This is a genomic window from Paraburkholderia caffeinitolerans (genome assembly GCF_902859945.1).
GTDB lineage: Bacteria > Pseudomonadota > Gammaproteobacteria > Burkholderiales > Burkholderiaceae > Paraburkholderia > Paraburkholderia caffeinitolerans.
This window is the reverse complement of record NZ_CADIKL010000001.1, coordinates 83,845-109,868: the sequence shown is the minus strand read 5'-3', so window position 1 is coordinate 109,868 and position 26,024 is coordinate 83,845. Positions and strand designations below refer to the sequence as shown.

Here is a 26,024-nt window from a genome sequence, read left to right as displayed (position 1 = left end):
CCGCATGCCTCGCGGCACGCACCGGCTCCTCTTGAATGCTGGATCTCGTGACCCGTTTGCCGCTCCTTCGCACCCTCCGCGCAAGGGCGCTTTCGCGCCCCGGCGGCCCCTGCAAGAGAACGGCCTCCATAAAACAAATGTGCCCGGGGAGCCAAAAGGCCCGCCAGGCGCTGCAATGCCGACCCGCATCGTAACCGATGCGGCCGTGCTTGGGTCTGCTCAGTCGTCTGTTCAGTCCTTTCGATCCGGGCCGCTTCTTGAAGCATCCGGCGCGAACCGCGCCGGATGCCCTGACCCTGAACGAGCAGACTTAGTCCTTCTTGACTTCCTTGAACTCGGCGTCGACCACGTCTTCGGCGGCGTGCTGCGGGTTGGCTTCAGCGCCCGCTGCACCTGCTGCCGCACCCGCTGCGCCTTGCGCCGCCTGCATGTCGGCGTACATCTTCTCGCCGAGCTTCTGCGACGCTGCCGACAGCGCCTCGACCTTCGCTTCGATCGTCGCCTTGTCGGCCGACGCGTCCTTCAGCGTATCTTCGAGTTCCTTCAGCGCGGCTTCGATCTTTTCCTTCTCGGAAGCGTCGATCTTGTCGCCGTACTCGGCCACGGCCTTCTTCGTGCTGTGAACCAGCGCGTCGCCCTGGTTGCGCGCGTCGGCCAGCTCACGCAGACGGTGATCTTCTTCCGCGTTTGCTTCGGCGTCCTTCACCATCTTCTCGATTTCGGCTTCCGACAGACCCGAGTTCGCCTTGATGGTGATGCGGTTTTCCTTGCCGGTCGCCTTGTCCTTCGCACCGACGTGCAGGATGCCGTTCGCGTCGATGTCGAAGCTCACTTCGATCTGCGGCACGCCGCGTGGTGCGGGCGGAATGCCTTCGAGGTTGAACTCGCCCAGCAGCTTGTTGCCAGCCGCCATTTCGCGTTCGCCCTGGAACACCTTGATCGTCACGGCGCCCTGGTTGTCGTCGGCCGTCGAGTACACCTGAGCGTGCTTGGTCGGGATCGTGGTGTTCTTGTTGATCATCTTCGTCATCACGCCGCCGAGCGTCTCGATACCGAGCGAGAGCGGGGTGACGTCGAGCAGCAGCACGTCCTTGCGGTCGCCCGACAGAACCTGGCCCTGAATCGCGGCGCCAACGGCCACGGCTTCGTCCGGGTTCACGTCACGGCGCGGATCCTTGCCGAAGAACTCCTTGACCTTCTCCTGCACCTTCGGCATGCGCGTCTGGCCGCCGACGAGAATCACGTCGTCGATGTCGCTGACCTTCACGCCTGCGTCCTTGATCGCCACGCGGCACGGCTCGATGGTGCGCTCGATCAGGTCTTCGACCAGCGCTTCCAGCTTGGCGCGCGTGATCTTCAGGTTCAAGTGCTTCGGACCCGAGGCGTCTGCCGTGATGTACGGCAGGTTGATTTCGGTCTGCTGGCCCGACGACAGTTCGATCTTGGCCTTTTCAGCGGCTTCCTTCAGGCGTTGCAGCGCGAGCACGTCCTTCGAGAGGTCAACGCCCTGCTCCTTCTTGAACTCGCCGATGATGTAATCGATGATGCGCTGGTCGAAGTCTTCGCCGCCGAGGAACGTGTCGCCGTTGGTCGAGAGCACTTCGAACTGCATTTCGCCGTCCACATCTGCGATTTCGATGATCGAGATGTCGAACGTGCCGCCGCCGAGGTCGAACACGGCGATCTTGCGGTCGCCCTTTTCAGCCTTGTCCAGACCGAACGCGAGTGCGGCTGCGGTCGGCTCGTTGATGATGCGCTTGACTTCCAGACCCGCGATGCGGCCGGCGTCCTTGGTGGCTTGACGCTGGCTGTCGTTGAAGTACGCGGGAACCGTGATCACGGCTTCGGTGACCGGCTCGCCGAGGTAGTCTTCAGCGGTCTTCTTCATCTTGCGCAGGACTTCAGCCGAAACCTGCGACGGTGCCAGGTTCTGGCCGTGCGCTTCGACCCATGCGTCGCCGTTGTCGTGCTTGACGATCTTGTAGGGCATCAGGTTGATGTCCTTCTGCACTTCCTTTTCGTCGAAGCGGCGGCCGATCAGGCGCTTGACCGCGTACAGCGTGTTGCGCGGGTTCGTGACCGACTGGCGCTTGGCCGGCGCGCCGACCAGCACTTCGTTGTCGTCCATGTAGGCGATGATCGACGGCGTCGTGCGAGCGCCTTCCGAGTTCTCGATCACCTTGACCTGATTGCCTTCCATCAGCGCCACACACGAATTGGTGGTGCCGAGGTCGATACCAATGATTTTGCCCATTTTTTCCAAATCTCCAGATTTTGATCGCTGCGCGTTCGCCGCTTCTCGCGTGGTGCGGGGGCGTTCGCCTCAGCTCAATTCGGTTTGTTTCAATTCACTGTTGCCCAAATAGGTGCCGCAAGGGCGTTTTCAAGAGCTTTGGGCTATGTATTCGTTAATTTTTTTCGATCGGCGGCGCGTCGCTCTAAACGATGCCGCCCAATCTTTCCAATACCTTACAAAACCGCTGCGGAACGCTCGTCCGAAGAGCGTTACTTCGGCTGCGAAACCGTGACCAGCGCCGGGCGCAGCACGCGGTCGGCAATCACGTAGCCCTTCTGCAGCACGGCGACGACCGTGTTCGCCTCCTGCTCCGAGGGCACCATCGAGATAGCCTGATGGCGATGCGGATCGAACTTCTCGCCAACCGGATTGATCTGGAGGACTTTGCCTTTTTCCAGCGCGCCGATCAGTTGCTTGAGCGTGAGTTCGACACCTTCGTTGACCTTGGCGAGGTCGTCCGAGCCGTGGGTCAGCGCGGCTTCAAGGCTGTCCATGACCGGCAGCAGGTGCTCGGCGAAGCTCTCGATGGCGAACTTGTGCGCCTTGGCGACGTCTTCCTGGCCGCGGCGGCGGACGTTTTCCGTCTCGGCCTTGGCGCGGATGAATGCGTCCTGCAGCTCGGCGACCTTTGCCTCTGCCTCGGCCAGCGCTGCTTGCGCGTCGCCTTCGGGCGCCTGCGCTGCGCCTTCAGCCGCGGCTTGTTGCGGCTGAGCAGCGGCTTGCGACGCCTCGTCCGCGGGCGTGGGGTTCTGGCTCGTCGGGTTCTCTTGCGTGTTTTCCATGTCGCTGAACGTCGTTGAATAGTAAAAAAGGGGAAACAAAACGCGGGCGTCCTGCCCGCCTCATCCATCATGCCGGCGAGCGTTGCGCCGGCGCGACAGCTGCCTTGTCCATTGGGACAGCACGTGGGTGCCGGATCACTTATTTCAAGGGCCTCGCGCGGTTTTTTTATACATGGATCAAACCGCCGAAATTGCTCGTTACAACCATTACCGCAGCGCCGCAACAATGAAATTGAGTACGGGGCAACCCTGACCTACACTCAGGAACAGGTGCTGCTCACAAGGCGTTTACCCTGAGCCTGGCACCGCACCGAATGGGCCCTGCTGTTGCGTCTCTGGCCCGCGTACTAGCCGTTTTGCAGCTTTTCCCTTGGGGAGTACCGTGAAACTGACCTTGGCCATCTCGGTGGTCGCTCTGGTACTCATCGCCGGGACCACCACCATCTGCATGTCCGGCGTCGTGAACGAAAATACGACGGAATACGGGGGCGTCCACGCCACCATGGAAGCGCTCTTCAGTCCTCACGCGAAAGTTTGTCGATAGTGCGACGGTCGCGCTTGGTGGGCCTCCCGTGCAGCACGGCGGCGGGCTCGCGAAAGAGCCGTCTCCGCTCGTGTTCGGCCGTGCGCTGCGCACGGCCGGCCTCTGTCTCCGCATAGAGCGTCTGGGCGATGCTCGCAGGTCCGCGCACCTCGCAGATGCCGAGCACCTGCACCTCCCATACCGCGTGATCGATCTCAATCTTCACGAAGTCACCCACGCGCACGTCCCGGGACGCCTTCACAACATCGCCGCCGATCCGCACGCGGCCTTTGCCGATGGCGTCCGACGCCTGCGAACGCGTCTTGAAAAAGCGCGCGGCCCAAAGCCATTTGTCGATGCGCAAGCGCGCGCCGGGTTCGGTCGAGATCTTGTAATTCATATGAGGCTTCCTGATTGAGCGCCGCTAATATCTTGCGCTCAGGCCGCCGCGCCGGCTGGAACCTGTGCGCGCACCGGCCAGCCCTGCAGGTGCTGCGCGACGATTTCGCCAAGCGCCGCAATCCACGCCGGCGACGCGTTCAGGCACGGAATCCGGTGGAACTCCTTACCGCCGCCATGCAGGAACTCGTCGCGGACCTCCATGCCGATTTCCTCGATGGTCTCGAGGCAGTCCGCCGTGAAACCCGGACAAAACACGTCGGCGCGGCGCACACCGCCCTGCCCGAGTTCCTTGAGCGTCGGCGCGGTATAGGGCTGCAGCCACTGTGCCCGCCCGAAGCGGGACTGGAACGTGACGCGGCATTCCACCGGCGTGAGCTCCAGCGCGTGCATGAGGAGCGAGGCCGTCTGCTGGCATTGATCGTGGTACGGGTCGCCGAGATCGAGCGTGCGGCTCGGCACGCCGTGAAAACTCAGCACGAGGCGGTCGCCGGCCGCGAAGTCAGGACGGCCGTGCGCCTGCCAGTACTCCCGCACCTGCGTCGCGAGCGCCGCGATATAGGCCGGATGATCGTGATACGCGCGCACCGTACGGATCTCCGGCTGGTTGCGCATGCACCGCAGCTTGGCGAACGCAGCGTCGAAAGCCGTGGCCGTGGTCGACGCGGAGTATTGCGGATACATCGGCACCAGCAAAATGCGCTCCGCGCCGGCGAGCTTGAGCTGGCTGAGCATCGCCGCGATGCCGGGCGTGCCGTAACGCATCGCATGGTCCACGAGCACGGCGTAGTCGTTCAGATGCAGCAGATGGCGCAGGCCGTCGGCCTGCTTCTGCGTGTGCACGCGCAGCGGGGAGCCTTCGGGCGTCCAGACTGCCGCATACTTTTTCGCCGACGAACGACCGCGAAACGGCAGAATCAGCCCGCGCAGGATGACCTGCCAGATGGGCGCGGGAATCTCGACCACGCGCGGATCGGAGAGGAACTGCGCGAGATAGCGGCGCACGGCGCGCGGCGTGGGCGCGTCGGGGGTGCCCAGATTGATGAGCAGCACCGCGACACGATGCGCGCCGGCGGACTGCAGGGGCCGCTCCAGGTCGAAACGCATAGGCGATCAGGAACGCCGCGCTTCAACGCGCGGCAAGGGTTGTACAAGTGCGCATTATAGCGGGCGCGATTGGATGCGCCGGACCGGCTCCAAGGCCTGCCCGAGGGAAGCTGGCGGCATGGCGACGGCGCGCGCCAAAGCGGCAGCGCTGGCCATTCGGCCAATGGCGCGCCGCGCCCCCTCGAGCGATGATGGAAACACGGGCAAACGCCAGAAAAGCGCGTTCAGTTCTGGCTGAGCGTAAGCGAAAGCAGGCGCGCGGTGATGTCCACGATCGGAATCACGCGGTTGTAGGCCATGCGCGTCGGACCGATCACGCCGAGCGTGCCGACGATCTTGCCGTTCACTTCGTAGGGCGCCGTCACCACGCTCATTTCCTCGATCGGCACGAGGTTCGACTCGCCGCCAATGAAGATTTGCACGCCCTGGGCGTGGCTCGACACGTCGAGCAGTTGCAGGAGGCTCGTTTTCTGGTCGAACACGTCGAACAGCTTGCGCAGGCGCGCCATGTCCGACGACAGATCGGCCACTTCGAGCAGGTTGCGCTCGCCGGAAATGAGCACGGTCTCGCCTGTGTCGGTTTCGTCGGTGCTCGCGGTCACGGCGGCGTGCATGAGCGTGGTCATGTCGCCGCGCAGCGCATCGATCTCGTCGCGCAAGCGCCGCCGCACTTCGTCGAACGAGAGGCCGGCAAAGTGCGCGTTGATGTAATTGGAGGCTTCGATGAGCTCGGAAGACATGAAGTCGCGCTGCGTCGCCATGATGCGGTTCTGCACGTCGCCTTCGGGCGTCACGATGATGAGCAGGATGCGCTTGTCCGACAGGCGCATGAACTCGACCTGCTTGAACACGTGCGTGCGCCGCGGCGTGAGCACCACGCCCGCGAACTGCGAAAGATTAGAGAGCACGCTGGCCGCCGCCGCCACCACCTTCTGCGGCTCGCCGGGGCGCAGCGTGGTCTTGACCGCGCGCGTGAGCGCATCGTCGTCGGCCGCGGGCTCGGCGGTGAGCAGGGTGTCGACGAACAGGCGATAGCCGCGCGGCGTGGGCACGCGCCCCGCCGAGGTGTGGGGGCTCGACACGAGCCCCAGCTCCTCCAGGTCCGACATCACATTGCGGATCGTCGCCGGGCTCAGCTCCAGGCCGGAAAAGCGCGACAGCGTGCGCGAGCCGACCGGCTGACCTTCGGCGATGTAGCGCTCGATCAGCGTTTTGAGGAGGGTTTGTGCGCGAGGGTCTAGCATGACTGAAAATTCTAGCCTAATGCAGGGTTGGCGGCGAGTCCGCCCGCGCTCGCGCCGGCGGCCCAGGCGGCCCAGGCGGCCCAGGCGGCATGGAAACACGGTAGCCTGTGCACTGTTTTGGGCGGTGTGTCATCGCCGTGTCACGCCCGCCTGCAAAAAAGGGGCGCAGCTCTCGCCCACGCCCCGTGGGCAAGGGGCACCAGGTTCTTTTCGAGACTCGACTATGGTGTAATGCCGGCATGCAGATCCAGAAGATCCAGAGCCAATTCAAAACTGTTGCGCTCGTCGGGCGCAGCAATACGCAAGGCATCGGCGAGCCGCTGATGGCGCTCGCCCAAACGATTTCGCAGCGCGGCTTCGACGTGGTGTTCGAAGCGAGCACGGCCCAGGAGATCGGCGCCACCGGCTATCCGGCCCTGCAGATCGCCGAAATCGGTGCGCGCGCGGACGTGGCCGTGGTGCTCGGCGGCGACGGCACGATGCTCGGCACCGGCCGCCAGCTCGCGCCCTACCGCACGCCGCTCATCGGCATCAACCACGGGCGTCTGGGCTTCATCACGGACATCCCCTTCGCAGACATGCAGGAAGTCGTCCCGCAACTGCTCGCGGGCAGCTTCGAGCGCGAAGAGCGCTCGCTGCTCGAGTCGCGCATCACGCGCGGCGGCGACCCGATCTACCACGCGCTTGCGTTCAACGACGTGGTGGTGAACCGCAGCGGCGTTTCGGGCATGGCGGAATTGCGCGTGCACGTGGACGGCCGCTTCATGTATAACCAGCGCTCGGACGGGCTGATCGTCGCCACGCCCACGGGCTCGACCGCCTATTCGCTCTCCTCGCAGGGGCCGCTGCTGCATCCGCAGTTGCAGGGCATCGTACTCGTGCCGATTGCGCCGCACGCGCTCTCGAACCGCCCGATCGTGCTGCCCGACGACTGCAAGGTCAGCATCCAGATCGTCGCAGGACGCGACGTCAACGTGAACTTCGACATGCAGTCGTTCACGGCCCTCGAACTCAACGACGTGATCGAAGTGCGCCGCTCGCGCCATACCGTGCCTTTCCTGCATCCGGTCGGCTACAGCTACTTCCGGACCCTGCGCCAGAAACTGCACTGGAACGAACACCCCTCACTACAAGACGACCCGGAAGACTGAGGCCGCCATGCTCCGCCATCTTTCGATCCGCGACTTCGTGATCGTCGCCGCGCTCGACCTTGAATTCGACAACGGCTTTTCCGTCTTCTCCGGTGAGACTGGCGCGGGCAAGTCGATCCTGATCGACGCCCTCGCGCTCACGCTCGGTACGCGCGCCGACGCCAGCGTGGTGCGCACGGGCGAAAGCCGCGCCGACATCACCGCCGAGTTCGACGCCCCGCCGCATGTGGCGCAGTGGCTCGACGAGCAGGCGCTCGCCACGCCCGACGGCGAGGACACCGTGATGCTGCGCCGCGTGGTCGACAGCGGCGGGCGCTCGCGCGCGTTCATCAACGGCACGCCGGCCACGCTCGCGCAGTTGCGCGAAGTGGGCGAGCGCCTCGTCGACATTCACGGCCAGCACGCGCATCAGCTGCTCATGCGCCCCGACGCGCAGCGCGAGCTGTTCGACACGCACGCGGGCCTGATCGACACGGCCGCCGCTGTCACGCGCGCGTGGCGCATTGCCCGCGACGCGCGCCTCGCCGTGCAAACCGCGATGTCGCGTGACCGGGAACTCCAGCTCGAGCGCGAGCGCCTTGCCTGGCAGCTCGCCGAGCTCGACAAACTCGCGCCACAGCCGGGCGAGTGGGAAGAAGTGAACGCCGAACACGTGCGGCTCGCGAATTCGGCGAATCTGATCGAAGGCGTGCAAGGCGCCCTTGCTGCGCTCTCCGAATCCGACGAGGCGATGATCTCGCATCTGAACTCGATCCTGTCGAAGCTGCGCGATCTCGCCGAAGTCGATCCCGCGCTCGGCGACGCGCTCGCCGCGCTCGAGCCCGCTGCAATCCAGCTGCAGGAAGCGGCCTACTCGCTCTCCCATTACGCCCAGCGGTTCGATCTCGATCCGCAGCGGCTCGCGCAAGTCGAGCACCGGCTTGACGCGCTGCACTCGGCGGCGCGCAAGTTCCGCCTGCACGCGGAATCGCTGCCCGAGGAACATGCGGCGCGCCGCGCCCAGCTTGCGGCGCTCGACGCCGCCTCCGATCTCGACGTACTGCGCGCCGCCGCCGACAAGGCGCACGAGGCGTATCTCACCGAGGCCCGCCAGCTTTCGACGGCGCGCGCCAAAGCCGCCAAGGCGCTTGGCGCGGCGGTCACGCAAGGCATGCAGGAATTGTCGATGGCGGGCGGCAGCTTCGAGGTCGCGCTAGTGCCGCTCGGCAACAGCGCGAACGGCGAGCCGATCGGCGGCGCACACGGTCTAGAGCAGATCGAATTTCGCGTGGCCGGTCACGCGGGCGTGCCGCTGCGCCCGCTCGCAAAGATCGCCTCGGGCGGCGAGCTCGCGCGCATTAGCCTCGCGCTGGCCGTGATCGCGAGCGCCGCGAGCCCCACGCCCACGCTGATCTTCGACGAAGTGGACACCGGCATCGGCGGCGGCGTCGCCGAGGTGGTCGGCCGCTTGCTGCATCAGCTCGGCCGTCAGCGCCAGGTGCTGTGCGTCACGCACCTGCCGCAGGTTGCCGCGCGCGGCGACCACCACTTCCAGGTCTCGAAGTCCGGCGACGGCAACGGCGGCACGGTCTCGGTCGTCACGCCACTCGACAGGCCCGGGCGCGTGGAGGAAGTCGCGCGCATGCTCGGCGGGCTGGAGATCACGGCCACCACGCGCCGGCACGCGAAGGAAATGCTGGCGGCTTGAGGTCACCTCATGCGCCGCCAGAACTCGTCGCACACGCGCTACGCCGTCCCCCGCTCCCCAAACACCCGCTTCCAGAGCGCCAGCACGGCCTCGCGCTCGTGCTCGACCCGCGCGGGATCGACACGCGCCGCCTCCATGCCGTCGAGCCGCAACTGGTGCTGGAGCTTGCGATAAAGCCGGTATGCCGAACCGATCGTGTCGGCTTCCTCCTCGCTCATCAGCCCGAAGCGCGACACCTCGCGCAGCAGCGCGATATTGCCGGTATTGCGGATCAGCTCGGGGTCCTGCGCCGCGTGCAGCAGCACGCAGTACTGCACGAGGAATTCGATGTCGACCATGCCGCCGCAGTCGTGCTTCAGATCGAATAGCTCGGTGCGGTTCGGGTGGCCGTCTTCCACGCGCTGGCGCATTTCGACGATCTCTTTGGCAAGCGGCGGCGCATCGCGCGGCGTCGTGAGCACCTGCACGCGAATCGCCTCGAATGCGTTGCCGATGTCCGCGTCGCCCGCCGAAAAGCGTGCGCGCGTGAGCGCCTGATGCTCCCACACCCATGCGGTATTCGCGGCGTCGCCCTCGCGCAGTTGATAGCGCCGGAACGAGCCGAGATCCGTGACGAGCAGCCCCGATTCGCCGTTGGGCCGCAGGCGCAGGTCGACATCGAACAGCGTGCCCGCGCCCGTGGAGGTCGTGAGCCACGTGATGAGGCGTCGCGCGAACGTCGCGTAAATCTCCGAGGCGCGCTCGTCCTCATCGTCGTAGAGGAAGATGAGGTCGAGGTCCGACGCGTAGCCCAACTCCTTGCCACCGAGCTTGCCGTACGCGATCGCCGCGAAGCGCGGCACCTCGCGGTGACGCTTCGCGAACTGCTTCCACACGGTTTCGATGGTCACATCGAGCACCGCATCCGCGAGTTCAGAGAGCAGGTCGCTCACGTGCTCGACCGACAACCGGCCCGCGAGGTCGTTGAGCAGGATGCGGAACACCTCGGCCTGGTGCGCGTGGCGCAGCAGATCCATCTGCTGCTCGACGTCGGCGGCCGCCGCCATGCGCGCGCGCAGCAGGCGCGAGAACGCCGGCCAGTCGAACGGCGTGGCGACGGCTTCGTCGTCGAGCAACTCGTCGAGCAGTTGCGGATGGCGGACAAGGTAGCCCGCCGCCCAGCGCGACGCGCCCAGCACCTTGAGCACGCGGTTGAGCGCATCCGGATATTCGGTGAGCAGCGCGAGATACGCGCCGCGCCGGATCACGGCTTCAAGCAGGTCGAACGTGCGCGCGAGCGTGTCGCCGCGCCGCGCGCGCGGTTCCAGCGTGCGCGCCGCTTCGAGCGCACGCTGCGCGACGCTGTCGAAGCGCTCGCGGCTCTTCTCGGGCAGGCCCGTATAGCGCGACGACTGCCACAGCCCGCGCAGGCGCGCGAGCAGCGGCGCCGGGTCGTCGATGCCGAGCTCCGCGAGACGCTCGAGCAGCGTGCCGTCGGCGCCCTCCTCGGTTAGCGCATCGCTCCAGACCCAGGCGGCCGCGCCGTCCTCGGGCGCGCCGCAGCCGCCATCGCCGCCTACTTTGTCGGAGAAGATCTGGTCGAACTGGTGCTCGACCTTTTCGCGATGCGCGTCGAGCACCGCCATCAGCGCGGCGTAGTTGTCAAAGCCCATCGACTTCGCGAGCGCCGCGCGCTCTTCGGGATCGACGGGCATCGCGTGGGTCTGCGCGTCGTCGCGGTATTGCAGCCGGTGTTCGAGTTCGCGCAGGAAGTTGTAGGCGCTCGTGAGTTCGCCGCAGACCTCGGGCGCGATCAGTCCGCGCGCCGCCGCGTAGCCGAGCACCGCGAGCGTCGGGCGCACCCGGAAGCCCGCATCCTGGCCACCACGAATCAACTGGAACACCTGCGCGCTGAATTCGATCTCGCGGATGCCGCCGCGCCCGAGCTTGATGTCGTCGGCCTTGTCGGGGCGCATGGAGGCGCGGCGCTGCGCTTCATGACGGATCTGCATATGCAGCGAGCGGATCGCGCTGATCACGCCGAAGTCCAGATAGCGCCGGTAGACGAACGGCTTGACGAGGCCTTCGAGCTGCGAGGCGAGGCGCAGCGCGCTCTCGCTCGCCGTTTCCGTCACCAGACGCCCCTTGATCCACGCGTAACGCTCCCATTCGCGGCCCTGCACGTAGAAGTACTCCTCGAGCATGCCGAGGCTGCACACGAGCGGGCCCGAGTCGCCGTTGGGGCGCAGCCGCATGTCGACGCGGAACACGAAACCATCCGCCGTCACGTCCGAAAGCGCACCGATGAGGCGCTTGCCCACGCGCGCGAAGAAGTCCTGGGTGGCGATGGGCGAGCGCTGAGCGCCCGTGGTCTCGCCGTCGTCCTCGTAGACGAAGATCAGGTCGATGTCCGACGACACATTGAGCTCGCGCCCGCCGAGCTTGCCCATGCCCACTACGCCCAGCGTCAGGCGCTCGCCGTTCGGCCCGCGCGGCTCGCCGAACACCGCTTCGAGATCCGCGCTCACGACCGCCAGCGCGCGCTGGATCGTCAGCTCGGCGAGATCGGTCATGGCGCCGGTGACTTCGACGACATCGGCCGCGCCGGCAAGGTCGCGCTCCATCACCGCGCAGATGACCTCGGCGCGCAACTGGCGCAGCGCCCTTTTCAACTGCTCGTCGGTGAGTGGCGTGGCGGCGGGGTTGGCGTTACCCGCATTGCCGGGATTGCCTGCGCCGCCACGCGCCTCGTCGCACAACGCATCGAGCCGCGCGGACAGCGCCGCGCGCGCGAGCGGCGCGGCGGCCAGCGCCTGTACCTGATCCGCGAGGCCTGGGCGAGCGGCGTAGGCGCGCGCCGCATAGCGCGAATAATTGGAACTCAGAAGGGGAATGTCAGTCATGAAGGATCTTGCCCGGCTCGTTGAGCGGGGGGTGGGATGGGCACGCGTCGGCATTGTTGCAGCAGCATCGACTGCTTCGGCCGCCCCGCCGCCGTGCCAAAAACCCCGTGCACGAGCGCGCGACAAGCCATCCCGGCTTCCCCGGATGGCCGGCCCCATGGCCCCCTGTGATACATTTCGACGTCAGAACGCAACGCTACCATACCCCACCCGCCGCAGCATGTCCGAGCGTAACGACCCCGCGGGCCAGCATCAAACCGGACCTGCCAGCCCGGAAAATGCAGGCGTGGGCTCACAGCACCATCACCCTGTCCTGCGCCACACGTTCCGCGTGCTGGCCGGCATCGCGCTCGTCCTTTACTTCATCGTCGCGGTGCTGCTGCTCGGCCTGCGCTACGTCGTGCTGCCTTACGTGGACGATTTTCGTCCGCGCATCGAAAAGCTCGTCTCCGAGAAGATCCACGCCGAATTCCGCATCGGCAAGCTCTCGCCGCACTGGTCGGGCTTCCAGCCCGGCATCGACGTCGCGGGCCTGACGATCCGCGACCGCCACGGCAACCTCGCGCTGAATGTGCCGCACGCCACGGCGGCGGTTTCCTGGCGTTCGCTCGTGAGCTTCGAACTGTTGCTCTCGAGCGTCGTGGTCGAACGCCCCGACGTGCTGATCGCGCGCGAGGACGACGGCATGCTCATGGTCGCCGGCGTGCCGGTGCCCACCGCGCACACGGGCAACGCCACCTTCACGACCTGGCTCATGCGCCAGCAGGCCATCGTGCTGCGCGGCGGCACGCTGCGCTGGCACGACGCCACGCGCGACGCGCCCGAACTCAAGCTCTCGGACATTCGCCTCGCGATCCTCAACGACGGCTACGATCACCGCGTCGCGCTCCAGGCGCCCGCCGAAGGCACGGTGCTGCACGGGCCGCTCGACTTCCGCGCACACTTCAGGCACGCGCGCAACGCGCAGGCGGGCAAACCGCTCGACTGGAGCGGCGACGCCTACATTTCGACCGGCCCCGTGGACCTGCCCACGCTCGCGCGCTACATCGACTTGCCGCTCACCACCTATGCAGGGCGCATCAACAACGCGATCTGGGCGCACTTCGAGACGGGCCGCATCAAGTCCGCTGACGGCGTGCTGAGCGGCAACGACATCGCGCTGCGCACGAAAGCGACCCAGCCGCGCCTCGACCTGCCGGTCGCGCAGTTCAGTTGGCGCCTCGGCATCGAGCCCGGCGACTACACCCTGCAGATGCGCGATTTCCACGCCGAGCTCGGACAGCCGCCGCTCGACGACGGCACGCCGCTCACGCGCTCGCTTGCGTTCACGACGCTGGACGGACGTATGCGCCAGCAGTCGCTGCAGCACGGCCAGCTCCTCTCGGTGAACGGCGACCGCATTGACTTGGGCATCCTCACCGAATTCATGCGCGCGCTGCCGTTGCCGGGGCGCGTGCAGAACTCGCTCGTGCGCTTCAATCCGCAAGGCGTGATCGCCAATTACGAACTCGCGCTGGAGCGCGCCAAACCCGAAGGCGGCGAAGCGGCCGCCCAGCAGCGCGACATGAGCGTCGAGCCCATCGTCCACTATCGCTTCAAGGGCGACCTGCAAGGCATCAGCGTGGCGGCCCAGGAACCGGGGCCCGGCCTCACGCCGCGCGGCCATCCGCGCGCAGGGCTGCCGGGCATCGAGAACCTCTGGGGGAAAATCGACGCCGACGAATCGCACGGCTCGCTCCACCTCGACACGGCCGCGAGCACACTCACGCTGCCGGGCGTATTCGACGATCCGCGCCTGAAGTTCGACCGCCTGTGGGGCGCGATGTCCTGGACGATCGCCGCGCAGCGCCAGTCCGGCGACAAGCTCAAGGCGTTCGCGGTCGACGTGAGCGAGCTGGGTGTACAAAACGCCGACGCGCACGCGAGCATGACCGCGCACTACACGAATCCCGGCCACGGGCGCGGCGCGCTCGACCTCGTCGCCAAATTCGATACGGCGCAAGTCAAGGCCATCCCGCGCTATCTGCCCACCAGCATCCCGGAGAAGACCCGCAACTATCTGGGCCACGGGCTGCAAGCGGGGATCTCGAAGGGCGGGACGATCGAGATTCATGGCGACCTCACCAAATTCCCGTACTCGCGCGATCCGGATGCGGGCCAGTTCCGCATCGTCGCGCCATTCAAGAATGGGCGCTTCGACCCGACGCCGTTTCCGCCGCGCAATCTGCGCAACGGCGCACCGAACGTCTGGCCCGCGTTCGACGGCATCGACGGCGTGTTCCAGCTTCACGAGAACAAACTGCGCTTCGACGTGGCGCGCGGCCATTACCGCGGCTTCGTGCTGAGCGACGTGATCGGGCGCATCGACGAGCTCGGCATCAAGGGCTCCGATATCGTGATCGAGGGCGCGGGGCGCGGGCCGCTCGCGGATCTGCTCGACTATGCGGACAACAGCTCGATCGGCGCAATGACGAAGCACGCGACCGGGAAGGTCCAAGCGCAAGGGCCGGCCACGCTCGCGCTCAAGCTCACGATTCCGCGCAAGCCGATGCCCAAGGTGAAGGTGGCGGGCGCCGTCGGCTTCGAGAACGACACGCTCACCGTCAATAACGTGCCACCGCTGTCCGGCCTCAACGGCAAGGTGCGCTTCTCGAACCGCAATGCGCTGGTAGAGCGGCTCACGGGGCGCTTCCTCGGCGGCGAAGTGCGCGCGAACGGCGGCTTGAGCGATGACGGCCGCTATAACGTGAACGTCGCCGGCAACGTGGCTGTCGATGCAGCGCGCGGGCTGAACCTGCATGGCACGGCGGCAGCGGTGCTCGGCCGCTTCTCGGGCTCGGCGCCCTGGTCGCTCTCGGTGGCGGGCGAGCGCGGCCATCTGCCCGACGTGAAGGCGCACTCGGATCTGACCGATCTCGCAATCGACCTGCCCGCGCCGTTCGGCAAGACCGCGGGCACGCCCATGCCGCTGCGCTTCGAGCTGCAGCCCGGCGCCGGCGACGGCAGCGACACAGAGACTACCGGGACGATGGCCACCACCGCCACCGGCACTCCGCTGTACGAACATGCCGATCTCGCGCTCGGGCCGCTCGCCGCGCGCTACGTGCTGCGCCGCAATCCGGGCCACGTGCCGGGCGTGGTGCGCGGCGTGATCGCCATGAACCGGCCCGCCGATCTGCCCAGCGAAGGCGTGGTCGCGGTGGTCGACGTACCCACTTTCAACGCCGATGCATGGCGCCGCGTCGCGCAGGAGCTGCGCGGCACCGCGGCGGCAAGCGAAGCCGCGGCGGTCGTAACCGCAGCGGCGCAGCCCGCATCGCAGCCAACCACAAACGCCAGCCCGCCGGCAGCCGCATCGCAAGCGCCGGCGAACGCCGGGAGCGCCGCAAGCACAACCAACGCCGCCAGCGCAGCGAATACAGCCGCCGCGCCCGTCCCCGGTAGCGCATTCGCGCCGTTCCTGCCCTCGCGCTTCGCCGTCCACGTCGGCACGCTCACGCTGCTCAAGCGTCACTGGGAAAACGTGATCGTGGGCGCTACGCGCACCGGCAAGGAGTGGCAGGCCAACGTCGCGTCGAATCAGGTCTCGGGCCACGTCTCGTGGAAACCCGGCCCCGTGGCTGGCTCGCCGGGCACGCTCGAAGCGCAGCTCGCCCGCCTCGTCGTGCCCGCCGCGACCGAGAACGATCTGCTCGGCCAGGCCATGTCGCAGCGCGCCCAGAACATGCCGTCGATCGACCTCGTTGTGAACCAGCTCATCGTGCGCGATCACGACTTCGGCCGCCTGCAAATGAACGCGCACAACTACGTCGACAACGGCGTGCCGGTCTGGCAACTCGACAATCTCGACATCACCAACCCGGACGCGCACTTCACCGCGACCGAGAGCTGGCGCGCCGTCGGCGACGAAGCACCGCCCGCCGACACGGCAGGCGGCGCCGGCGAAACGCCGCGCCGCACCGCGCTCGACTTCCACCTCGACATCAAGGACGCAGGCTCGCTGCTCGAACGCGCGGGCGTGGCCCATGTGATCAAGGGCGGGCAAGGCACGCTGACCGGCAAGCTGGCGTGGCGCGGCGGCCCGATGGCGCTCGACTACCCTACGCTCGACGGCAACCTCGCGCTCGACCTGCACCACGGCCAAATCCTCAAGATCAACCCGGGCATGGCGTCGCTGCTCGGCGTGCTGAGCCTGCAAAGCCTCGCGCACTATCCCGAGATGGACTTCCGCGACGTGTTCGGACCCGGCCTGCCGTTCACGAGCGTGACGGGCAGCGGACAGATCCAGAACGGCGTCGGCCGCACCGACGACTTCAAGCTCGTGACCGCGCCGGGCCGCGCGCAGATGACCGGCACCATCGACCTCGCCCATAAGACCCAGGACCTGCGCGTGCACGTCGTGCCCACGGTGAGCGCCGGCGCGGGCGTGATCGCCGCGACGATCATCAATCCGCTCTTCGGCCTTGGTGCGCTGATCGCCGATATCGCGCTCCTGCACACCGTCGAAACGGCGTTCGCGCGCACCTACGCGATCACGGGCTCATGGTCCAAACCGCACGTCGAGCGACTGCCGGACGTTCAGGGTAAGATGAACACGCCGGCTCCGGCGGCAGCGCATTGAGCGACGCATCGGCTTGCCGCGCGCCTTCGTGCCATGCACCGCAACCGGAACCTCCCGCCTCTCTTCTCAAGAGCCGTCGATGAGCAATTCCCCCTCTCCTGCAACGCCCATCACCAGTGATTCGCCCCGTGATTCGAGCAGCACGCCGTTTCGCGTCGCCGCGTTGCAGATGGTCAGCACGCCCGATCGCGAGCGCAACCTGGCCGACGCCGAGGGTCTGATCGCCCAGGCCGCGGGCCAAGGCGCGCGCCTCGTGCTGCTGCCGGAATACTTCTGCTTCATGGGCCACAAGGACACCGACAAGCTCGCCATCCGCGAAGCCTACCAGGACGGCCCGATCCAGCGTTTTCTCGCCGCTGCCGCGAAGCGTCATGGCGTCTGGGTCATCGGCGGCACGCTGCCCCTGAAAGCGCCCGAGGAAACCCGCGTGCTGAACACCACGCTCGTGTTCGACCCCAGCGGCGCGGAGCGCGCGCGCTACGACAAGATTCACCTCTTCAGCTTCGAAAAAGGCGCCGAATCGTTCGACGAGGCGCGCACGATCCGCCCCGGCGCCGAGGTGCACACCTTCGACGCGCCGTTCGGCCGCGTCGGCCTGTCGGTCTGCTACGATCTGCGCTTTCCCGAGCTGTACCGTCGCATGGGCGACTGCGCGCTGATGGTGGTGCCATCGGCGTTCACCTACACCACCGGCCGCGCGCACTGGGAGACGCTGCTGCGCGCCCGCGCGGTCGAGAATCAGTGCTACGTGCTCGCAGCGGCGCAAGGCGGCCAGCACGAGAACGGCCGCCGTACGTGGGGCCATAGCATGCTGATCGACCCGTGGGGCGAGATCGTCGACGTGCGCGACGATAATCCCGGCGTGGTGATCGGCGACATCGACCTCGAACGTATGGCCGCCGTGCGCGCGAGCCTGCCCGCGTGGCGGCATCGCGTGCTGGACTGCCCCTGACACGCCATCCACGAACCGTAACCGAAGCGCTTGAATTCAGTGCGTTTCACCCGAATCTATTCCGACAGACACTGCTAACCGAGATTGCTAACCAAGCTTACTGAGCGCATGAACATCATCGAACCCGGCATCCGCAATCTGGCGACCGCGAAGGACCTGCTCCTTACGCCCTACGGCCTCGACGAGGCAGTGCTCACGCGCACGCTCGGCGAGATTTTCACGCACCGCGTCGACTACGCCGACCTCTACTTCCAGACCACGCGCAGCGAGGCCTGGAGCCTGGAAGAAGGCATCGTCAAGTCGGGCAGCTTCAGCATCGATCAGGGCGTGGGCGTGCGCGCCGTGTCCGGCGAGCGCACCGCCTTCGCCTACTCCGACGACCTCTCGCCCGAGGCGATCCGCCAGGCCGCCATCGCCACGCGCTCGATCGCGCAGGCCGGCGGCGGCAAGCAGAAGATCCAGGTGGCCACCTCGCTCAAGGGCATCGCGGGCCGCGACCTCTATCTGCCCGCCGATCCGCTCAACTCGCTCGACGCCACCGAGAAGGTCAAGCTGCTCGAGCGCATCGAGCAGATGGCGCGTGGGCGCGATCCGCGCATCAGCCAGGTGATGGCCGCACTCGCAGGCGAATACGACGTGGTGCTGGTCGCGCGCAGCGACGGCGCGATCGCCGCCGACATCCGCCCGCTCGTGCGCGTCTCGGTCACGGTGATCGCGGAGCAGAACGGCCGCCGCGAAATCGGCAGCGGCGGCGGCGGCGGCCGCTTCGACTATGCGTATTTCACCGACGAGGTGCTCTCGAAGTACGTCGACGATGCCGTGCACGCGGCACTCGTCAACCTGGAAGCGCGCCCGGCCCCGGCTGGCGCGATGTCGGTGGTGCTCGGCCCGGGCTGGCCCGGCGTGCTGCTGCACGAAGCCATCGGCCATGGTCTCGAAGGCGACTTCAACCGCAAGGGCTCGTCGGCGTTCGCGGGCCAGATCGGCCAGCGCGTCGCGGCCAAGGGCGTCACGGTGGTCGACGACGGCACGCTGCCCAACCGCCGCGGCTCGCTCAATATCGACGACGAAGGCAACCCCACGCAGTGCACGACGCTGATCGAGGACGGCATCCTCAAGGGCTACATCCAGGACTCGCTCAACGCGCGCCTCATGAAGATGCCCGTGACCGGCAACGCGCGCCGCGAGTCGTACGCCGCGCTGCCGATGCCGCGCATGACCAACACCTACATGCTCAACGGCGACAAGGATCCGCAGGAGATCATCGCTTCGGTGAAGAACGGGCTCTATGCGGTGAACTTCGGCGGCGGCCAGGTCGACATCACCAACGGCAAGTTCGTTTTCTCGGCCTCCGAGGCCTACATGATCGAGGACGGCAAGATCACCTACCCGGTGAAGGGCGCGACGCTGATCGGCAGCGGCCCGGAATCGCTCAAGTATGTGAGCATGATCGGCAACGACATGAAGCTCGACTCGGGCGTGGGCGTGTGCGGCAAGGAAGGCCAGAGCGTGCCGGTGGGCGTGGGCCAGCCGACGCTGCGCATCGACCGCATGACGGTGGGCGGCACGGTCTAAGCGCCCGGAACTGCAGGATTCATGCGCGGCGATGCGGAAAAACCGCATCGCCGCGCGGATTTTCTGCATATGAAATAGGCAGTTCGCGGATAATCCGCATTTTTTCACAACCCAGCTTGCCAGCCACGAGAAGCTCGGGTTATAAAGGTAGTCACCCTTTTCGACATAGCAGACAGCAACCCGCCATGTTCGCCACGAAGTTTTATTTTTACTTCTTTTGGTATCTCAGACCGCTGGCGGATCGAGAGGGTTGACAGTACGTGCAGGAACCCGAATACACGAAAAACCGCCAGCCAAGCCTGGCGGTTTTTTTTCGCCCCACAGTTTTGAGCCTTTTGAAGAACCCAGCTTTCATCTAACCGAATTTCGACGCAGCACCCGCGCGTTGCACGCTACACAGGATCAGGAGAAACCACATGCCCCCGCACAATACCGACGACGTCCGCATCCGCGAACTCAAGGAACTCACGCCGCCCGCACACCTGATCCGCGAATTCCCGTGCTCGGAAGCCGCCTCCACGCTGATCTTCGAGTCGCGCCGCGCCCTGCACCGCATCCTGCACGGCATGGACGACCGCCTGATCGTGATCGTCGGCCCGTGCTCGATTCACGACACCAAGGCCGCGCTCGAATACGCGAACAAGCTCGTGGAGCAGCGCGAGCGCTTCAAGAACGAACTCGAGATCGTGATGCGCGTGTACTTCGAAAAGCCGCGCACGACGGTGGGCTGGAAAGGCCTCATCAACGACCCGTACATGGACAACAGCTTCAAGATCAATGACGGCCTGCGCACCGCGCGCGAGCTGCTCGTCTCGATCAACGAACTGGGCCTGCCTGCGGGCACCGAGTACCTCGACATGATCAGCCCGCAGTACATCGCCGATCTGGTTTCGTGGGGCGCGATCGGCGCGCGCACGACCGAGTCGCAGGTGCACCGCGAGCTGGCCTCGGGCCTCTCGTGCCCGGTCGGCTTCAAGAACGGCACCGACGGCAACGTGAAGATCGCCGTGGACGCGATCAAGGCCGCCTCGCAGCCGCACCATTTCCTCTCGGTGACGAAGGGCGGCCATTCGGCCATCGTCTCGACGGCCGGTAACGAGGACTGCCACGTGATCCTGCGCGGCGGCAAGACGCCGAACTACGACGCGCAAAGCGTGGACGTCGCGTGCAGCGACATCGGCAAGGCGGGTCTCGCGGCGCGCCTGATGATCGACGCTAGCCACGCGAACAGCTCGAAGAAGCACGAGAACCAGATTCCCGTGTGCGCCGACATCGGCCGCCAGGTCGCCGCCGGCGACGAGCGCATCGTCGGCGTGATGGTGGAGTCGCACCTCGTGGCGGGCCGCCAGGATCTCAAAGAAGGCTGCGAGCTGACCTACGGCCAGAGCATCACCGATGCCTGCATCGGCTGGGACGAAAGCGTCGGTGTGCTCGAAGGACTCGCCGAAGCGGTCAAGCAGCGCCGCGTCGCGCGCGGCAGCGGCAACTGAGCCGTTTATCGCGTTATCGCTTTATCGCGCTGCAATGAAAAACGCCCCGGCCAAACCGGGGCGTTTTTTACATGACTGCCGACACCGCAGAACCTCAGTCGAGCATGCCCGAACCGAAGATCTCCGTGTAGATGCGCGCGGGATCGACGCCGCGAGCGACCAGCGCGTCGCGCTGCGCACGCATGAACGCGACCGGGCCGCAAACATAGTAGTCGGCATCCGGCAGGATCGCGTCGGCGGCGATGCGGTCGAGTTCGGCACGGCCTTCGAAATCGTAATCGATGCCCACGCGGTCCTGCGCGCCCACTTCCTCGTAGAACACCGCGACCTTCAAGTTGGGATGCTCGGCCGCGGCACGGCGCATCCACTCGCCGAACGCATGCACGCTACGGTTGCGGCAGGCGTGCACAAAGGTCACCTTGCGCTCGCTGCGCTCGGCCAGCAGCGTGGCGAGCATCGACGCCATCGGCGTGATGCCCACGCCGCCGCTCATCAGCACAACCGGCGTGGTCTTCTTGCGATCGAGCTTGAATTCGCCCATCGGCGCGCTCACGTGAACCACCGCGCCTTCCTCCACGCCGTCGTGCAGCAGGTTCGAGACGTGGCCCGGCTCGACTTCGCCGCGGCCATCTTCGCGCTTGACCGAGATGCGCAGCCAGCGGCCGTGCGGCGCGTCCGAGAGGCTGTACTGGCGCGGCTGGTCGACGCCCAGCTTGTCGACATAGCGCGTCACGCTCACGTACTGGCCCGGCTCGAAGCCGCCCGCCGGCGCGCCGTCCGAGGGCGCGAGGTAGAACGAGGTGATCTCGTCGCTTTCGACGTGCTTGCGCATCACCTTGAACGGACGGAAGCCGCTCCACGGCGCCGCTTCATAGAGCTTCGCCTCGGCGCCGATCATGATGTTCGCGAGCTGCTCGTAAGCCACCGCCCACGCCTCGAGCGTCGGTTGATCGACGGCGTCGCCCAGCACGTCCACCACCGCTCCCAGCAAATGCCGCCCGACGATCGGATAGTGCTCCGGACGGATGTTCAGGCTCGCATGCTTGTTCGCGATGTGCGAGACCGCGCCGCCGAGCGCCCCGAGGTTGTCGATGTTCGCGGCGTAGGCATAGACCGCGCGCGCGAGCGTCTCAGGCTGGCTGCCGCTCTTCTGGTGCGTCTGGTTGAAAAGGTTCTTCAGTTCCGGATGCGCATTGAACATCCGCGTGTAGAAGTGCTTCGTGATGGTGGTGCCGTGTTCGGCAAAAACGGGCGCGGTGGCCTTGACGCGGGCGATCTGGTCGGCGGTGAGCGCAGTCATTGAGGCTTCTCCTTGTTAAACATGCAACTACGATACATGTTTAATGAGACATGCCGCCCCAGGCATTTTGTCGCACCACAGCATTTTCCGGATTGCCGGATGCTTGCTGCCTGGGCGGTCCGGCTTTGCAGGCCGCCCGCCCGTGTTCCATGCCTGCGCTTCGGTCGCGTCTTATTCGCTGTCGGGCTCGCCGCCCGATTCATCCGATGATTCACCCGACGCTGCGCCGCGGTCATGACGCCAGAGCACATCGGCGCCGCCGGCCGCGCGGTTGAGCACGCGCGCGAGCACGAACATCAGGTCGGAGAGCCGGTTCACATAGCGGCGCGGCGTTTGCGCGAGCGGCGCAGCCGCTACGCCCGCCGAACCCGCCGCGCTCGCGTCCTGCGCGGCGCCGAGCGTGACGATCAGGCGCTCCGCGCGCCGGCACACGGTGCGGCAGACATGCGCGAGCGCCGCCGCGCGCGAGCCCCCAGGCAAGATGAACTCCTTGAGCGGCGGCAGCGTGGCGTTGTACTCGGCAAGCCAGCCATCGAGGCGCTCGAGATGCGCGTCCGTGACGATGGTGTGCCCGGGCATGCACAGCTCGCCGCCCAGGTCGAACAAATCATGCTGGATGGCCGTAAGCGCGGCGCGCACGTCGTCGGGCAGCGTCTCGCACAGCAACACGCCGATGTGCGAATTCAGTTCGTCGACCTCGCCGATCGCAGCAATGCGCGCGTCGTCCTTGCGCACGCGGCTGCCGTCGCCGAGGCCCGTCGTGCCGTCGTCGCCGGTGCGCGTGACGATCTTGCTCAGGCGATTGCCCATGGTATGTCTCTCCGAATAACAAACTGGTTGAAGCTGATTGAAGCGCAATTGTGCCGAACCCGGCCTGCATGGGCCAGGTTCCGTACTCATTCTCAGGCTAATCCCCAACGTGGCGTGGATGGCGGGACGCGGCCGCAAACGTTGGGCGTAAAATGAACCGCGCTCCGAATTCCACCATGCGTTACGTTCAAATGAAGGAGACCCCGCGTGAATCATCCCGCGCCGCCGGCTCTTGCACGCCGCCCGTTCCCCACTGATCTCCTCGACAAGCTGCGCAGCGCGTTCGGCGACCGCGTTTCCACGTCCGAAGCCGTGCGCGCGCATCATGGCCGCGACGAATCGCGCTTCGACCCGCAACTGCCCGACGCCGTCGTGTTCGCGCAGAACACCGAAGAAGTCCAGTCGATCGTGAAGCTGTGCGCGCAATATGGCGTGCCGATCATTCCCTACGGCAACGGCTCGTCGCTCGAAGGCCACCTGCTCGCGGTCCAGGGCGGCGTCTCGATCGACCTCTCGCAGATGAACCGCGTGCTCTCGATCAACGCAGAAGACCTCACCGTCACCGTGGAGCCCGGCATCTCGCGCAAGGCGCTCAATGAAGCGCTGCGCGACACCGGCCTGTTCTTCCCGATCGACCCGGGCGCGGATGCGAGCATCGGCGGCATGTCGGCGACGCGCGCCTCCGGCACCAACGCCGTGCGCTACGGCACGATGCGCGAGAACGTACTGGGCCTCACCGCCGTGCTCGCGGATGGCCGCGTCATCAAGACCGGCACGCGCGCGCGCAAGTCGTCGGCGGGGTATGACCTCACGCGCCTCTTCGTGGGCTCCGAAGGCACGCTCGGCGTGATCACCGAAATCACCGTGCGACTGTATCCTCAGCCCGAAGCGGTGTCGGCCGCGGTGTGCGCGTTTCCTTCCATGGCCGAAGCCGTGCGCACGGTCATCGAAACCATCCAGATGGGCGTGCCGATCGCGCGCGTGGAATTCATCGACTCGCTCGCGGTGCGCGCGATCAATCGCCACTCGAACCTGACGCTGCGCGAAAAGCACACGCTTTTCTTCGAGTTCCATGGCACCGAAGCGGGCGTCGCGGAACAGGCGCAGCTCGTGCAGGAACTGGCCGCGCAAAACGGTGGCGAGGGCTTCGAATGGGCGACCCGCCCCGAAGACCGCAGCCGCCTGTGGAACGCGCGGCACAGCGCCTACTTCGCGATGCTGCAACTGAGGCCCGGTTGCCGCGCCGTAACAACCGACGTATGCGTGCCGATCTCGCGCCTCGCCGAATGCGTGGTGGAAACGGAGGCCGACCTCAAGGCCTCGCCGCTGCCCTGCCCGATCGTAGGCCACGTGGGCGACGGCAACTTCCATGTCGCGATCCTGATCGATCCCGACAAGCCCGAGGAAATCGAGGAAGCCGAGCGGCTGAACCACCTGATCGTGCAGCGCGCGATCAGGATGGACGGCACCTGCACGGGCGAGCACGGCGTGGGGCTGCACAAAATGGACTTCCTCGTGGAGGAGCACGGCGCCGACACGGTCGACACGATGCGCGCCATCAAGCACGCGCTCGATCCGCACAATCTGATGAACCCCGGCAAGATCTTCAGCTGGGCGGCATGAGGCGCGGACAGCAATCATCCTGCATGGGAGTGGAGGAGACATGAACGCACCGGAGGCGAATTCGCCGGAGTTCACGCCGGAAGTGCTCGCGCAACGACAGCGCGAAGTGGTTCAGGCGTTGATGGCGGTGCTGCCGGCGCACTGCCTGCTGCACCGTGAAGAAGACACGGTCGCCTATGAATGCGACGGGCTCGCCGCGTACCGGCGCCTGCCGCTCGCGGTGGCGCTGCCGGAAACGGAATCGCAGGTGCAGCGCATCGTGCAGATCTGCCGGCGCCTCGACGTGCCCGTCGTGCCGCGCGGCGCGGGCACGGGCCTCTCGGGCGGCGCCATGCCGATCCGCCACGGCATCGTGCTTTCGCTCGCGCGCTTCAAGCGCATTCTCGAAGTCGATCCCTATGCGCGCACGGCCACCGTGCAGCCCGGCGTGCGCAACCTCGCAGTGTCCGACGCGGCCGCGCCTTACGGCCTCTATTACGCGCCCGACCCGTCGTCGCAGATCGCGTGCACGATCGGCGGCAACGTCTCCGAAAATTCGGGCGGCGTGCATTGCCTCAAGTACGGCCTCACGGTGCACAACGTGCTGCGCGTGCGCGCGGTGACAATGGATGCCGAGATCGTGGAATTCGGCTCGCTCGCCCCCGACGCGCCAGGCCTCGATCTGCTCGCGGTGATGATCGGCAGCGAGGGCATGTTCGCCATCGTCACCGAGGTCACGGTCAAGCTGATTCCGCGTCCGCAGACGGCACAAGTCATCATGGCAAGCTTCGACGACGTCGTGAAAGGCGGCGACGCGGTGGCGGGCATCGTTGCTGCGGGCATCATTCCCGCGGGCCTCGAGATGATGGACAAGCCCGCCACGCGCGCGGTGGAAGAGTTCGTCAACGCGGGCTACGACCTCGACGCCGCCGCGATCCTGCTGTGCGAATCCGACGGCACGCCCGAGGAAGTCGCCGAGGAGATCGCGCGCATGACGGTCGTGCTGCGCGAGCACGGCGCGACGCGCATCCAGATTTCGCGCACCGAGGAAGAGCGGCTGCGGTTCTGGTCCGGCCGCAAGAACGCGTTTCCGGCGGCGGGCCGCATTTCTCCCGACTACTACTGCATGGACGGCACCGTGCCGCGCCGCGCGATCGGGACGCTGCTCGCGCGCATCCACGAAATGGAAACGCAATACCGGCTGCGCTGCATCAATGTGTTCCATGCGGGCGACGGCAACATGCACCCGCTCATCCTCTTCAACGGCAACGATCTCGACGAGTGGCACCGCGCCGAGGCGTTCGGCGCGGACATCCTCGAAGCCTGCGTGGAACTGGGCGGCACAGTCACGGGTGAGCATGGCGTGGGCATCGAGAAGATCAATTCGATGTGCGTGCAGTTTTCGCGCGAGGAGCGCGATGCGTTTCACGCCGTGAAGCATGCGTTCGATCCAGCCGGCCTGCTCAATCCCGACAAGGGCATCCCCACGCGTGCGCGCTGCGCCGAATACGGCAGGATGCACGTGCGTGGAAACCTGCTGCCGCATCCGGATCTGCCGCGCTTCTAAACTGCGCTTCTGAACCGCACCCCGAGCCGCACTTGC

At 66.4% G+C, this 26,024-nt stretch carries 16 protein-coding genes; 8 read left to right on the top strand and 8 right to left on the bottom strand.

Going from position 1 to position 26,024, the window contains the following annotated elements; translation table 11 throughout:
* Positions 1-310: 310 nt before the first annotated feature.
* The 5 genes from dnaK to hrcA all read right to left on the bottom strand — a co-directional run bounded on the left by dnaK (position 311) and on the right by hrcA (position 6,351).
* Positions 311-2,254 (bottom strand): molecular chaperone DnaK, encoded by a 1,944-nt coding sequence (dnaK, locus tag HV773_RS00440; protein ID WP_129561254.1) that lies wholly within the window; start codon positions 2,252-2,254, stop codon positions 311-313.
* Between the two features lie 251 nt (positions 2,255-2,505).
* On the bottom strand, positions 2,506-3,078 hold the full coding sequence (gene grpE, locus HV773_RS00435) for a nucleotide exchange factor GrpE (protein ID WP_129561253.1): 573 nt from the start codon (positions 3,076-3,078) through the stop codon (positions 2,506-2,508).
* Positions 3,079-3,593: 515 nt separating this feature from the next.
* Positions 3,594-4,001 (bottom strand): RNA-binding S4 domain-containing protein, encoded by a 408-nt coding sequence (locus tag HV773_RS00430; RefSeq protein WP_129561252.1) that lies wholly within the window; start codon positions 3,999-4,001, stop codon positions 3,594-3,596.
* A gap of 38 nt (positions 4,002-4,039) precedes the next feature.
* On the bottom strand, positions 4,040-5,107 hold the full coding sequence (hemH, locus tag HV773_RS00425; protein WP_175193979.1) for a ferrochelatase: 1,068 nt from the start codon (positions 5,105-5,107) through the stop codon (positions 4,040-4,042).
* Positions 5,108-5,331: 224 nt separating this feature from the next.
* Positions 5,332-6,351, bottom strand: coding sequence for a heat-inducible transcriptional repressor HrcA (gene hrcA, locus HV773_RS00420; protein WP_129561251.1), 1,020 nt, complete (start codon positions 6,349-6,351; stop codon positions 5,332-5,334).
* 239 nt (positions 6,352-6,590) lie between these two features.
* On the opposite strand from hrcA, the gene HV773_RS00415 reads away from it, so the two are divergent.
* Entirely contained in the window at positions 6,591-7,502 is a 912-nt protein-coding gene (locus HV773_RS00415) for an NAD kinase (RefSeq protein WP_129561250.1), read from the top strand.
* A gap of 7 nt (positions 7,503-7,509) precedes the next feature.
* Positions 7,510-9,189 carry a DNA repair protein RecN gene (gene recN, locus HV773_RS00410; RefSeq protein WP_129561249.1) on the top strand — a complete coding sequence of 560 codons (1,680 nt, stop codon included), beginning with the start codon at positions 7,510-7,512 and terminating at the stop codon, positions 9,187-9,189.
* A 38-nt stretch (positions 9,190-9,227) separates the two neighbouring features.
* On the opposite strand, the gene glnE is transcribed toward recN, so the two are convergent.
* Positions 9,228-12,071 (bottom strand): bifunctional [glutamate--ammonia ligase]-adenylyl-L-tyrosine phosphorylase/[glutamate--ammonia-ligase] adenylyltransferase, encoded by a 2,844-nt coding sequence (gene glnE, locus HV773_RS00405; RefSeq protein WP_129561248.1) that lies wholly within the window; start codon positions 12,069-12,071, stop codon positions 9,228-9,230.
* A gap of 220 nt (positions 12,072-12,291) precedes the next feature.
* On the opposite strand from glnE, the gene HV773_RS00400 reads away from it, so the two are divergent.
* The 4 genes from HV773_RS00400 to aroG all read left to right on the top strand — a co-directional run bounded on the left by HV773_RS00400 (position 12,292) and on the right by aroG (position 20,709).
* A complete protein-coding gene (locus HV773_RS00400; RefSeq protein WP_129561247.1) occupies positions 12,292-16,692 on the top strand; it encodes a YhdP family phospholipid transporter in 4,401 nt (1,466 codons plus the stop codon).
* 79 nt (positions 16,693-16,771) lie between these two features.
* Positions 16,772-17,644, top strand: a complete 873-nt coding sequence (locus HV773_RS00395; protein ID WP_129561246.1) for a carbon-nitrogen hydrolase family protein — start codon at positions 16,772-16,774, stop codon at positions 17,642-17,644.
* A 108-nt stretch (positions 17,645-17,752) separates the two neighbouring features.
* Entirely contained in the window at positions 17,753-19,219 is a 1,467-nt protein-coding gene (tldD, locus tag HV773_RS00390) for a metalloprotease TldD (protein ID WP_129561245.1), read from the top strand.
* A 416-nt stretch (positions 19,220-19,635) separates the two neighbouring features.
* Entirely contained in the window at positions 19,636-20,709 is a 1,074-nt protein-coding gene (gene aroG, locus HV773_RS00385; RefSeq protein WP_129561244.1) for a 3-deoxy-7-phosphoheptulonate synthase AroG, read from the top strand.
* Positions 20,710-20,803: 94 nt separating this feature from the next.
* On the opposite strand, the gene hmpA is transcribed toward aroG, so the two are convergent.
* Complete coding sequence (hmpA, locus tag HV773_RS00380) at positions 20,804-22,009, bottom strand: NO-inducible flavohemoprotein (RefSeq protein WP_129561243.1); 1,206 nt, start codon at positions 22,007-22,009, stop codon at positions 20,804-20,806.
* A gap of 171 nt (positions 22,010-22,180) precedes the next feature.
* Entirely contained in the window at positions 22,181-22,819 is a 639-nt protein-coding gene (locus HV773_RS00375; protein WP_129561242.1) for a cob(I)yrinic acid a,c-diamide adenosyltransferase, read from the bottom strand.
* Positions 22,820-23,026: 207 nt separating this feature from the next.
* Between HV773_RS00375 and HV773_RS00370 the strand changes: the two genes are divergently transcribed.
* Together HV773_RS00370 and HV773_RS00365 are read left to right on the top strand one after the other, a co-directional pair.
* Positions 23,027-24,442 carry an FAD-binding oxidoreductase gene (locus HV773_RS00370; RefSeq protein WP_129561241.1) on the top strand — a complete coding sequence of 472 codons (1,416 nt, stop codon included), beginning with the start codon at positions 23,027-23,029 and terminating at the stop codon, positions 24,440-24,442.
* Between the two features lie 40 nt (positions 24,443-24,482).
* On the top strand, positions 24,483-25,988 hold the full coding sequence (locus HV773_RS00365) for an FAD-linked oxidase C-terminal domain-containing protein (RefSeq protein ID WP_129561240.1): 1,506 nt from the start codon (positions 24,483-24,485) through the stop codon (positions 25,986-25,988).
* Positions 25,989-26,024: the final 36 nt, after the last annotated feature.